The sequence below is a fragment of the Herbiconiux moechotypicola genome (assembly GCF_024979255.1).
GTDB lineage: Bacteria > Actinomycetota > Actinomycetes > Actinomycetales > Microbacteriaceae > Herbiconiux > Herbiconiux moechotypicola.
This window is the reverse complement of the sequence record NZ_JANLCN010000006.1, coordinates 122040-133604: the sequence shown is the minus strand read 5'-3', so window position 1 is coordinate 133604 and position 11565 is coordinate 122040. Positions and strand designations below refer to the sequence as shown.

Genomic DNA, 11565 nt, shown 5'->3' with positions numbered 1-11565 from the left:
GCCGGGGCAGCGGCTCGGGCTGCGGCGCGCGACGCCGCCGCCGCTCCGGCGGAGCGCGGTCAGGCGCGGAGGGCGTGCTCGAGTGCGACCCACGGCAGCATGGCGCACTTGATGCGGGTGACGTAGCGCGACACTCCCCCGAGCGCGACCGCGTCGCCGAGCAGCTCCTCGTCGCCCTCGAGGGCGCCCTTGGACTGCATGAGCTCGCGGAACGCGTCGATGCGGGCGGCGGTGCCCTCGTCGTCGAGGTCGTGCACGAGGTCGTTCAGCACCGACGCCGACGCCGTGGAGATGGAGCAGCCCTGGCCCTCCCAGCTGAGGGACTCCACCCGGCCGGAGTCGTCGCGGTGCACGGCGAGGGTGACCTCGTCTCCGCAGGTGGGATTGATCTGGTGCGAGGTGCCGCTGGCGCCCTCGCGGAGGCCGTAGCCGTGCTTCTCACGGGCGTGGTCGAGGATGACCTGCTGGTACAGGCTCTGCAGCTCGGCGGAGGCCATCACGCCACCCCGAAGAATCCGCGCACCTCGGCGACGGCCTCGATCGCGGCGTCGACCTCGGCCGTGGTGGTGTAGAGGTAGGCGCTCGCGCGGGTGGTGGCGGTCACTCCGAAGCGGCGGTGCACCGGCTGGGCGCAGTGATGGCCCACGCGCACCGCGATGCCGCGGTCGTCGAGGTACTGGCCCACGTCGTGGGCGTGCACGCCGTCGACGACGAAGCTCGCGAGGCCGACGCGCTCGGCGCCGTGGCCGCTTGGGGTCGCGGGACCCGGGCCGAGCACGCGCACGCCCGGGAGAGCCTCGAGACCCTCGTGGAGGCGGCGGCCGAGCTCGGCCTCCCAGCGCTCGATGCGCTCGAGACCGACCGCCTCGAGGTAGTCGACCGCGGTGGCGAGCGCGATGGCCTGGGAGACCCGCTGGGTGCCGGCCTCGAAGCGCATCGGGGCGGGCAGGAACTCCGACTCGGTGAGGCCCACCGTGGTGATCATGGAGCCACCGGTGAGGAAGGGCGGGAGCGCGTCGAGCAGCTCCTGCTTGCCGTAGAGCACGCCGATGCCGGTGGGGGCGAGCATCTTGTGGCCCGAGAACACCGCGAAGTCCACGTCGAGCGCCACCAGGTCGAGCGGCAGGTGAGGTGCCGACTGGCAGGCGTCGAGCACGGCGAGGGCGCCCACGGCGTGCGAGAGGGCGACCAGCTCGGCGACGGGGTTCACCGCGCCGAGCACGTTGGAGACGTGGGCGAAGGCCACCACCTTCGTGCGCGGGCCGATGAGCTCGGCCGCCTCGTCCATCCGGAGTCGCCCCTCGTCGTCGAGGCCGATCACGCGGAGCGTGGCCCCGGTGCGGAAGGCGAGCTCCTGCCAGGGCACGAGGTTGGCGTGGTGCTCGAGCTCGGTCACCACGATCTCGTCGCCGGCACCGAGGCGGAAGCGCTCGGCGGGGGCTCCGCCGCGGCCGAGCGAGGCGTTCGAGAGGCCGTAGGCCACGAGGTTGAGGCCCTCGGTGGCGTTGGAGGTCCAGACGATCTCCTCGGGGCGCGCGCCCACGAAGCGGGCGACCGTGGCGCGGGCCTCTTCGAAGAGCTCGGTGGCTTCGCCGGCGAGGGTGTGCGCGCCGCGGTGCACGGCGGCGTTGCTCACCTCGTAGTAGCGGCGTTCGACGTCGATGACGCTTCGCGGCTTCTGCGAGGTGGCGCCGGAGTCGAGGTAGTTCAACGGGTGGCCGTTGACGGTGCGCGCGAGGATCGGGAAGTCGGCGCGCAGCCGCGACACCTCGGCGTCGTCGAGGGGGCCGCGGGTACCGGCCGAGGTGAGGTGCGGGGAGGTGTCGATCGTCACCCCTCTATTGCATCACGCCTCGGAGTAGGCCTGGTCGATCCGGGCGAGAAGATCGGCGTCGATCTCGGCGGGGTCGGCGATGCGGGCGCGGTGGGTGACCATGGAGTTCCAGGAGCCGGCGGGCTCGAAGCGCGCGCCCGGATCGGCACCCTTGAGCTTGACGCCCAGATCGAGTCGCTTGGCCGTGACGGCCACGATGGCGAACTTGCGGTCCCCGCGCACGAGGCTCACGTAGCTGTCGGTGGGGGCGAGCTCGACGTCGTCGCCGAGAGTGCGGGCGTGGGCGACGATCGCGTCGAAGGCAGGACGCCAGTGCGCCTTCGCCCCGGAGAACTGGGCGTCGACGCGGTCGGCGGCCGTCGGGCGGGGTGCCGCGTCGGCTTTGAGGATCGAGTAGATGGCCATGGCATGACCCCGGCCGAGCCCGAAGTCGGTGGCGAGCCACGTGACCACGTCGCCCGCTTTCACCCCGGGGCCCACGAGGCCGCGCTCGGCGGCCAGGGCGCGGAAGTCGTCGGGGCCCTTGCCGGTCTTCTCGCGGATGGTGTCGAGGTACGCCTGGAAGCTCATGCTCCGATCATGCCGGATGCGCGGGGCGAGCGGGCGGGCCGGCGCGCCTGGGTTCGGCGTGCGCGGGTCACCGCGTCAGGGTCTGCGTGCCAGGGTCAGCGCGCCAGGGACGTGACGCCGCCGGGCCCGACCAGCCCGGCGTGGTCGGGAACGCGCAGGTGCAGCTCGGGCAGCCACCCTGCGGGATCGGGCCAGCCGCGACCGGCCGGGAGGGTGGCGAGAGCCTGCCGCACTGCGGCGGTCGTCGCCGCAACGGGAACGACGCGCGCGGGCGCCGTGGCCGCGAGCACCCCGAGCCACCAGGCCGCCGCCCGCGGTTCGAGCGTCTCCGCGCCGAGCACGAGGTAGTAGTCGGGCAGCACCGACTCCCCCGCGGCGAACGCCGAGAGCGCCGAGGCGACCTCCACACGCAGCACGCCGGCCGTCGACGGATCGTCGAAGTAGCCCGACCACGCCCGTGCCACGGCGGCGAGCGGGTCGAGGTCGTGCACGAGGAACGGGCGCGACGCCGCTCCCAGCACCTCGCGCACGGGCGGCGCGCCCTCGCCGGTGAGCCGCAGCGCCTGCACGTTGGGCAGCCGGCCCAGCTCGCCCACCACCGCATCCGTCACCGCGCCCGCGAGCACGACGACGGTCGACGAGGGCGACCTCACGCCTCGGCTCAGGCCTGCTCGACCGTGACCGAGGTGCCGTAGGCGCACACCTCAACGCCGCCGGTGTCGCCGTAGTCGTTGGTCTCGAAACGGAACGCCACGACCGCGTTGCCGCCCCTCTGCTGGGCCTCGGCCGCCAGGCGGTTCAGCGCCTCGGTGCGGGTCTCGTGCAGCAGCTCGGTGATGCCCTTGAGCTCACCACCCGCGAGAGCCTTGAACGAGGCGCCGATGTTCGAGCCGATGTGACGCGAGCGCACGGTGAGGCCGAACACCTCGCCCTGCACGGCGGTGATGCGGTGGCCGGGGACGTCGTTGGTCGTGACGATGAGCATGTGCCCACGATAGCGTCGGGCCATGGATGCGCAGCCCCCTCCCCCGGTGCGGCGCGCGGCCGCCGCGGATTCCGCCTTGATCGCGCGCCTGCTCGACGCCTTCAACCGCGAGTTCGGGGTGCCCACCCCTGGTGTCACCGTGCTGGAGCACCGTCTCGAAGGGTTGCTGCGGCCCGAAGCCGTGCGGTGCTACCTGGCCCACGATCCGGGCCGCCCCTCCGACACCGTCGGATTCGCCCTCGTGACCCTGCGGCCCACCGTCTGGTACGACGGGCCAGTCGTCTCGCTCGACGAGCTCTACGTCGCACCGGCGCATCGCGACCGTGGGCTCGGCGGAGCCCTCCTCGCACGGGTCGTCGCCGAGGCCGCGGCCTCCGGCGCGGGGGCCGTGCAGATCGACGTCGACGAGGGCGACACGGCGGCGCAGCGGTTCTACCGCCGGCACGGGTTCTCGGAGACCGATCCCGACACGGGCGAGCGCGGGATCGCGTTCTGGCGCGAGCTGGAGGCCTGAACCGTCACGGTGTGGACTCGTCGGCCCGGCACATCCGTTCGCCGAGCCCGGCTAGGGTGAGGGGTGGTCCCGGGGCGAACGACAGGGACCATCGACGGGAGGGTCTCGCGTGGACACGGAAGAGCCGGGGCACGAGCTCGACCGCCTGGTGACCGAGGGCCGCTGGGATGCGGTGGTGGCGATCCTCGACCATCGGTGGGGAGAAGTGCTCTCCGCAGATCCGGAGGCGGTCAAGCGCGCGGTCAATGCCCTGCCCGCCTCGGTGCTCGAGGCGAATCCGCGCTGGTCGCTCGCCGCGAACTACGTGAACCGCTTCGTCTCGAACGGGCAGACCCCCACCACGATCTTCCGCGGCACCTCGCCCACTCCCGAGCCCGTGAGCCTGCTCGACCTGCTCGCAGGGCTCACGAGCAAGATCGCCGAGCGCCGCGCCAGAGGACGGTACTCGGATGCGGTGGAGGCGGCCGCGGAGGCCCGCTCGCTGCTCGACGAGGCCGACGACACCAGTCGCACCTCGCTGAGGCAGGCGCTGCCCGAGATCGCATTCCAGTGGGGCATGGCGTGGGAGTACGCCGGCGACAGCAAGCGCGCGGCGCAGGAGTACGCGGAGAGCTACGACTCCGCGGTGGCGATCGACCACCGTCTGGCCACCGCGTCGGCGGCGGGGGCGCTGGCCTGGCTGCACGCCATCGCCGGCCGCAACATCCAGGCACGGCAGTGGCTCGACCGCCTGCCGCCCGTGGGCGAGGAGTGGTGGGGCAACCGCGCTGCGGTGACGGCCCGCTTCGCGCGCACCCAGCTGCTGGTCGACGAGTTCCGTCTCTCGGAGGCACGCGCCGAGGCCGCGACCATCAGTCTGCGCGGCGTGCCGGAGCGCTGGCCGGCGCAGAAGTACCTCCTCGCCCTCATCGAGGACGATCCCGCCGTGTGTCTCGACCTGCTCACTCAGATCGACTCCTCCGCGGCGACACTCCCCGCCGACGCGGTCTCCCAGGGGGCCTGGTCGCCCTTCGTGGCGATCGCACGGTCGGTGCTGCTCGGGCGCCTCGGCAACTGGGCGGCTGCACGTGAGGCCCTCGACACGATCCATCTCGACGAGCGCGGCACGGAGTTCGGGGCCCTCCACATCCGGCTCTGGAAGGCGGCGGCGGCGCTGGTCACCGGAGACGTGGCCCGCGCGAGACGCAACAGCTCCACCCTCATCGGTCAGTCGACCGCGTCGCCGCGGGTGCTGGTCGGGGCGCTGGCGGTCTCGGCGGTCGCGGCTCGCCGATCCGGCGACGAGGAGACGGCTGCCACCCACCTCGACATGGCCGTCGCGCTCGCCGCGCAGCACCGCCTGTTCGCCCCGCTCACCGTCGTTCCCCCGGCCGAACTGCGCGATCTCGTTGTGGCGGCGGGTGCCACACTGCCGGCCGACGTCGAGAGCGCCCTGTTCACCGACGATGCGGCCGTCGTGTCCGATCCCGATCCGTTCCTCGGGCTCACCCCTCGTGAACTCGCCGTGGTGCGCAGCATGGTCGCACGCTCGAGCGTCGACGAGGTGTCGACCGAACTGTTCGTGTCGCGCAACACGATCAAGAGCCAGCTGCGGTCGGCCTACCGCAAGCTCGGTGTCGGGTCGAAGGCGGCGTTGGAGGAGCTCGCGCTCCGGCACGGGTACGCACCCGCTGACGAGTGACGCCCGGCGGGGATGCGCGCGGAGTGCCTGACGTGCCAGAGTCAGACATGGCCATCACCGTGAACTCCGACAATTTCGTCCGTGCCGAGACCGCCCGCATGTTCCACGACCTCCAGCGCGACGCCGGCGGGGTCAACCTCTTCTCGCACAACCGCACGCCCGCGGCGATCGACGCGCAGACGGTCATCCGTCTCAACCGCGACACCCTCTACAGCTTCGCGGTGGTCGACCTCGCCGAGGGCGCGACCCTCACCGTCCCCGAGCACGGCGACCGCTACCTCTCGGTGATGATCGTCGACGAAGACCATCTCATCCACCGCACCTATCACGACGCCGGCAGCTACCCGCTCTCGGCCGCCGAGCACGGCACGCGGTACGTCACCGTCGCGGCCCGCGTGCTCGTCGACCCGAACGACCCGGCCGACCTCGCGGCGGTGCACGCCGTGCAAGACGGCCTGCTCATCGAGGCGGTGTCGTCGGATCCGTTCGTGCTCGACGACTACGACACGGAGTCCTTCGACGAGACCCGATCCGCCCTGCTCACGCTCGCGAGCCGCCTCACGGGGTACACCCGCATGTTCGGGTCGGCCGACGAGGTCGACCCGGTGCGGCACCTCATCGGCACGGCGGCGGGCTGGGGCGGCCTGCCCACGAGCGAGGCCGTCTACGTCGGGGCCAACCCGCGGCTCGCCCCCGGCCGCTACGAACTGACGGTGCGGGATGTGCCGGTCGACGGGTTCTGGTCGATCTCGGTCTACAACGCGGCCGGATTCTTCGAGCCGAACGCCTCGAGTGCCTACACGATCAATGACATCACGGCCGTCAAGAACGACGACGGATCGGTGACGGTGCGTTTCGGCGACTTCCCGGAGGGCACACCCAACGTGATCCCCACGCCCGAGGGCTGGAACTACCTGGTGCGCCTGTACCGTCCCCACCCCGAGATCCTCGACGGCAGCTGGAGCTTCCCCGTGCTGGGGGCGTGACCCGCGGGTCGTGCCGGCGCCGGGCGTGACCCTGGCGCTCCACAGTTCTGGGCCGCGGTCGCCCGGCGGTCGCGCCCCGGCGCCCCGTGGCGATCATCGTCATCGACATCGACGACTTCACACTCGTGAACGACCGGCACGGCCACGGCGCGGGCGACGAACTGCTCTGCGAGGTCACGGCGCTCTGGGCGTCGGCCATCAGGGGCACGGATGCGATCGCCCGGGTGGGCGGCGACGAGTTCGTGGTCGTGATGGAACGCGCGATGGGCGACCAGGCCCGTGCCGTTCTCGACCGTGTGCGCGGGCTGACCGCGCAGTCGTTCTCCGCCGGCATCGCGGCGTGGGATGGGCTCACGCCCTTCGAGGCGATGGTGGCGCGGGCCGACGAGGCGCTCTACGCCGACAAGCGGCTCCGCCGGGGCGCTCCCTGACCCTGACACAGGCGCGCTGGAAGCCTTCAACGACAAAGATCCGGCGCAGCCCGTGGGGGCTGCGCCGGATCTTTTCTGCCAGGTGACCTGGACTTCTTCGTTGCGGGGACAGGATTTGAACCTGCGACCTCTGGGTTATGAGCCCAGCGAGCTACCGAACTGCTCCACCCCGCGGCACAAGAGAAAACTCTAGCACAGGTTTCAGGTGGGAGCGAATCGGGCTACTCGGCTCCGTGCAGGCGGCTACTCCGAGGCCGCGATGGCCCGGTCGATCGCGTCTTTCAGGCGCTGGTCGGCCTCGCCGTAGGCGGCCCAGTCACCGGCCGCCATGGCGGCGTCGCGGTCGGCGAGCGCCTGCTCGGCGTCGGCTAGGGCGGCCATCAGCACGGGGTCGCCGGTGGCGCCGCCCGAACCGGTGCCCGGGTCGGTGGTGCCGGTACCGGGGTCGGTCGTTCCGGTGCCCGGATCGGTGGTCCCCGTGTCGGGATCGGTCGTCCCGGTGTCGGGATCGACCGGCTCCACGTCGCCGTCACCCGCCGACGCCCCCGAGTCTCCCCCGAACAGCACGTCGAGCGCTCCGTCGAGGGTGTCCTCGAACGCGATCTCGTTACCGAACGACACGAGCACCTTCTGCAGCAGCGGGAAGCTCGTCTCACCGCGCGACTGCACGTACACCGGCTGCACGTAGAGCAGACCGCCGCCCACGGGCAGGGTGAGCAGGTTGCCGCTGATCACGCTGCTCTCGCCCTGCCGCAGCAGGTTGAGGGCGCCCGAGACCGCCGGGTCGGCCGAGAAGCTGTTCTGCACCTGGCCGGGCCCCGGTATCGTGTCGTCCTTCGGCAGCGTGAGCAGCCTCAGCTTGCCGTAGTCGTCGGACTTCTCCCCGTCGGTCGAGCCGGCGTTCGCATCCACCGCCAGGTAGCCCGTGAGCACGCTCCGCGACGACTCCGCCTCCTGCTGCGAGAGCGGGATGAACGTCGAGTACAGCGAGTACGACGGGTCGTCCTGCGTGGGCATCTGCAGGGTGAGGTAGTACGGCGGCTGCAGCGTGGGGCTGGTGGCCGAGGAGGTCGGGTCGTTGGGCGTCGTCCAGGCGTCCTCCTGCGAGTAGAAGGAGCCCGCATCCGTCACGTGGTAGGTGCCGAGGATCGACCGCTGCACCTTGAACAGGTCGGCCGGGTAGCGCACGTGGCTCATGAGGTCGCCCGACATCTCGCTGATCGGCTTGATGGTGGCCGGGTAGATCTTCTCCCAGGTCTGCAGCAGCGGGTCGCTCTCGTCCCAGGCGTAGAGCGTGACCGAGCCGTCGTAGGCGTCGACCGTGGCCTTGACCGAGTTGCGGATGTAGTTGATGTCGTCGACCGGGTACGCCGGGGTGGGCGTGTAGGTGTCGGCGATCGACTCGCTGAGCGACTGCACTTTGGAGTACGGGTAGTTCGCCGAGGTGGTGTAGCCGTCGACGATCCACACGATCCGCCCGTCGACCACCGAGGGGTAGGGGTCGGAGTCGATGGTGAGGTAGGGCGCCACCTTCGACACGCGCTGCGCGGGGTCGCGGTCGTAGAGGATCTGCGAGTCGTCGTTCACCGCATCCGACAGCACGATCTGCTCGGACTGGAACTTCAGCGCGTAGACGAGCCTCTTGAAGATGTTGTCGAGCTTCGGCCCGCCGTCGCCCTGGAAGGTGGTGTAGGTCTGCGAGGCGCCGTCGGTGCCCGACGGGTAGTCGAGCTCCACGTTCGAGCCGCCCTCGGGCCCGCCCACGATGGAGTACGCGGGCGAGTTCTCACCGAAGTACACGCGCGGCTCGAAGTCGCCGAGCTCGCCCACCGACGGGATGCCCGACTCCAGGAACACGGGCTGGCCGTCGGCCGAGCGCTGGTTGCCGTAGGCAGCGACCACGCCGTAGCCGTGGGTGTAGACGACGGTCTGGTTGTACCAGGTGGCCGAGGCGCCCAGGGCGTCGATGTCGATGTCGCGCACGGTGACCACTGCATCCTGCACCTGGCCGTCGATGTCGTAGCGGTCGACGTCGAGGTGCTCGGGGAACTGGTAGTACTGCCTGAACTGCTGCAGCTGCTGGAACGACCGCGACACGAGGGCGGGGTCGAGGATGCGGATGTTGGCCGTGGTCTCGGCGTCGTTGCGCAGCGCACCCGCCTCGGCCGTGGTGGTGGCCTCGTAGGGCGTCTCCTCCACGTCGGCGACCCCGTAGGCGTCGCGCGTCATGTCGATGTTGCGCTGGATGTACTCGGCCTCGAGCGTGCGCTCCGAGGGGTCGACCTGGAACCGCTGCACCACCCACGGCGCGAGCGAGCCCAGGATGAGGGCGCTCACCACGAGCAGGGCCGTGCCGATGATGGGCAGCCGCCAGCGGCCGATGACGGCGGCGACGAGGAAGAGGATGGCGACGATGGCCGCGATGCCGGCCAGGATCTGAAGACCCGGGATGGTGGCGTTGACGTCGGAGTAGCTCGCTCCCGTGATGAGCCCCGAGCTGTTGGCGAGCGTGGCGTACTGGTCGAGCCAGATGCTCACGGCCTGCAGCAGCAGGTAGACGGCGGCGGTGACGGCCATCTGGATGCGCGCGATCTTCGAGATGCGCACCTCACGCTGCGAGAACCGGATGGCCCCGTAGAGGTAGCTCGTGGCGATGGCCGCGAGCCCCGACACGATCACGACGGCGGAGGCGAACCCCACGACCCCGCGCCAGAACGGGAGGTCGTAGATGTAGAACGAGATGTCGAGCCCGAACTGCGGGTCGGTCTGGCCGAACGCGGTGCGGTTGAGGTACTGCAGCGTGAGCTGCCACCGGGAGGCGGTGGCGACACCCGCGAACAGGCCGAGCACCGCGGGCACGCCGAAGGTGGCGAGACGGCGGAGCGGCTCGATGACCTGCTGGTAGCGGTCGAGCTGCGAGTTGAGCTTGGCGTACACCGGCCGCCAGCGGAAGGCAATCTCGATGGAGGCCCACACGGGCAGTGCCATGGCGAAGAAGCCGATGACGAACATCACCCCGGCCGCGAGCCACTGCGTGGTGAGCACGTTGAGGAAGCCGAGCTGGTCGTACCAGAGGATCTCGGTGTAGAGCGTCGAGAAGACGAAGAACAGGATGGCGAGCACCACCACGATCGCGATCGCGATCGCGAGAGTGACTCTCGAACGTCGTGCGGGCTTCTCTGCTGATTGGGAAGTCACGTATGCCTCTGCGTCTGGTGCCGGTGTCTGTCAATCCTAGACACTCCGAATACTAGGAGCGACCGGCTGGGAGCCCGCTGGCGGGCCGCCGTGCGTCAGCTGGCGGCGCTCAGCACGCTGTCGCAGGTGGGCAGCGCCGAGGTGTCCCCTCCGCTCGCGATGGCGTCGAGCGCCGCCATCGAGTCGTCGAGGGTCGACACGGCGAACACCGTGAGCCCGTCGGGCACATGGCCCACGACCTCGCCGCAGTTCGACGCGGGGGCGAGGAACCAGCCGGCCCCCGCATCCTTCGCCCCGTACATCTTCTGGCGGATGCCGCCGATCGCGCCCACCTCGCCCGCGGCGTCGATGGTGCCCGTGCCGGCCACGTTCTGGCCGCCGTTCAGCTCGCCGGGGGTGAGCATGTCGATGATGCCGAGTGCGAACATCATGCCGGCGCTCGGCCCGCCCACGTTGTCGAGCTGGATCTCGACGTCGAACGGGAAGTCGTAGCTCTGCATCACGGTGATGCCGAGGGCCGGCGTTCCCGTCGTGTCGGAGATCTGGGGCACGATGCCGACGGTCTCCTCGGTGCCGTCCTCGTGCTGCACGACGACCTGCGCGGGCTGCTCGGTGCCGTTCGCGGCGAGCGCCGCACGCAGCTCGTCGACGTCGTCGGCAGACGTGCCGTTGACGCTGAGGATGAGGTCGCCCTCCACGAGCGAGCCGGCCGAGGGCCCCTCGTCGTCGACCGCGGCGACCGCGAGCTCGGTGCCGAACGCGATGTCCTGCTGGGTGAGCGCGGCGGCGATCGCGGCCTGCTGGCTGTCGACCATGAGGGTCGCGTTCTGCTCGTTGCGCTCCTCGGTGGTGACGCTCGGCGGGTACACCTGGTCGATCGGGAGCACGGCCTTGGTGGGGTCGAACCAGGCGCTGAGGATCTCGGCCCAACTCGGCCGCGACTCCGGGGTGCCGCGCACCGACACCGTGAGCATGTCGAGGGTGCCCGCCGTGGGATAGGTCTCGGTGCCCTCGATCGAGATGAGCGGCACCTCCTCGCCGTCCTGCTCCTGGGTGCCGAGGGTGTCGTAGACGGGGCCCGGCTGCTCGATCACGTAGGGCGCGGGCAGGAGGCTCATGACCAGGCCCAGCACCAGGGCGACGATGAGCACCGTCCACCCGGCATTGACGGGGCCGGTGACCCGGCGCGCGCCGGAGCGGGGGCGTGCCGGTGCGCCCTCGGGTTCGAACAGGGTCACGCTGTCCTTTCGGGACGAGGAGGTGGGGAGCCCGTGTTCGCCACGGGCGCACGGCCGGACGGTCAAGCTTATGGGAAAACCCAGCCTCCGCGACGGGCCACGAGTTAGCGTAGAAGCACTCTCTGACA

The 11565-nt window shown here is 70.9% G+C and carries 11 protein-coding genes and 1 tRNA gene; 4 read left to right on the top strand and 8 right to left on the bottom strand.

The window, feature by feature from the left end:
- Nucleotides 1–59: 59 nt before the first annotated feature.
- From sufU to N1031_RS11270, 5 genes are all read right to left on the bottom strand, one after another.
- Nucleotides 60–497: a Fe-S cluster assembly sulfur transfer protein SufU gene (sufU, locus tag N1031_RS11290; RefSeq protein ID WP_259479736.1), complete on the bottom strand. Its 438-nt coding sequence runs from the start codon at nt 495–497 to the stop codon at nt 60–62.
- Nucleotides 497–1828, bottom strand: a complete 1332-nt coding sequence (locus N1031_RS11285) for a cysteine desulfurase (RefSeq protein WP_259479884.1) — start codon at nt 1826–1828, stop codon at nt 497–499. The genes sufU and N1031_RS11285 overlap by 1 nt, the downstream gene beginning before the upstream one ends.
- Before the next feature lie 18 nt (nt 1829–1846).
- Nucleotides 1847–2404, bottom strand: coding sequence for a DUF4287 domain-containing protein (locus N1031_RS11280; protein ID WP_259479735.1), 558 nt, complete (start codon nt 2402–2404; stop codon nt 1847–1849).
- Nucleotides 2405–2499: 95 nt separating this feature from the next.
- Nucleotides 2500–3057 carry a hypothetical protein gene (locus tag N1031_RS11275; protein ID WP_259479734.1) on the bottom strand — a complete coding sequence of 186 codons (558 nt, stop codon included), beginning with the start codon at nt 3055–3057 and terminating at the stop codon, nt 2500–2502.
- An 8-nt stretch (nt 3058–3065) separates the two neighbouring features.
- Complete coding sequence (locus tag N1031_RS11270) at nt 3066–3389, bottom strand: YbjQ family protein (RefSeq protein WP_259479733.1); 324 nt, start codon at nt 3387–3389, stop codon at nt 3066–3068.
- A gap of 22 nt (nt 3390–3411) precedes the next feature.
- Here N1031_RS11270 and N1031_RS11265 point away from each other — a divergent pair, with 22 nt between their 5' ends.
- The 4 genes from N1031_RS11265 (at nt 3412) to N1031_RS11250 (ending at nt 7001) form a co-directional block, all read left to right on the top strand.
- A complete protein-coding gene (locus tag N1031_RS11265; protein WP_259479732.1) occupies nt 3412–3903 on the top strand; it encodes a GNAT family N-acetyltransferase in 492 nt (163 codons plus the stop codon).
- A gap of 109 nt (nt 3904–4012) precedes the next feature.
- A complete protein-coding gene (locus N1031_RS11260) occupies nt 4013–5584 on the top strand; it encodes a helix-turn-helix transcriptional regulator (protein ID WP_259479731.1) in 1572 nt (523 codons plus the stop codon).
- Nucleotides 5585–5631: 47 nt separating this feature from the next.
- Nucleotides 5632–6570 (top strand): DUF1214 domain-containing protein, encoded by a 939-nt coding sequence (locus N1031_RS11255; protein ID WP_259479730.1) that lies wholly within the window; start codon nt 5632–5634, stop codon nt 6568–6570.
- An 86-nt stretch (nt 6571–6656) separates the two neighbouring features.
- On the top strand, nt 6657–7001 hold the full coding sequence (locus N1031_RS11250; protein ID WP_259479729.1) for a GGDEF domain-containing protein: 345 nt from the start codon (nt 6657–6659) through the stop codon (nt 6999–7001).
- A 100-nt stretch (nt 7002–7101) separates the two neighbouring features.
- Here the strand turns inward: N1031_RS11250 and N1031_RS11245 are convergent.
- From N1031_RS11245 to N1031_RS11235, 3 genes are all read right to left on the bottom strand, one after another.
- Nucleotides 7102–7175: transfer RNA gene (locus N1031_RS11245), tRNA-Met, on the bottom strand.
- A 69-nt stretch (nt 7176–7244) separates the two neighbouring features.
- Entirely contained in the window at nt 7245–10199 is a 2955-nt protein-coding gene (locus tag N1031_RS11240) for a UPF0182 family membrane protein (protein ID WP_259479728.1), read from the bottom strand.
- 95 nt (nt 10200–10294) lie between these two features.
- Complete coding sequence (locus N1031_RS11235; protein WP_259479727.1) at nt 10295–11437, bottom strand: YlbL family protein; 1143 nt, start codon at nt 11435–11437, stop codon at nt 10295–10297.
- Between the last annotated feature and the right edge of the window lie 128 nt (nt 11438–11565).

Bases quoted from the DNA above. Each gene is read 5' to 3' on its own strand.
- N1031_RS11255 (WP_259479730.1), top strand. From the start codon at position 5,632: ATGGCCATCACCGTGAACTCCGACAATTTCGTCCGTGCCGAGACCGCC.
- N1031_RS11280 (WP_259479735.1), bottom strand. From the start codon at position 2,404: ATGAGCTTCCAGGCGTACCTCGACACCATCCGCGAGAAGACCGGCAAG.
- sufU (WP_259479736.1), bottom strand. From the start codon at position 497: ATGGCCTCCGCCGAGCTGCAGAGCCTGTACCAGCAGGTCATCCTCGAC.
- N1031_RS11265 (WP_259479732.1), top strand. From the start codon at position 3,412: ATGGATGCGCAGCCCCCTCCCCCGGTGCGGCGCGCGGCCGCCGCGGAT.
- N1031_RS11270 (WP_259479733.1), bottom strand. From the start codon at position 3,389: ATGCTCATCGTCACGACCAACGACGTCCCCGGCCACCGCATCACCGCC.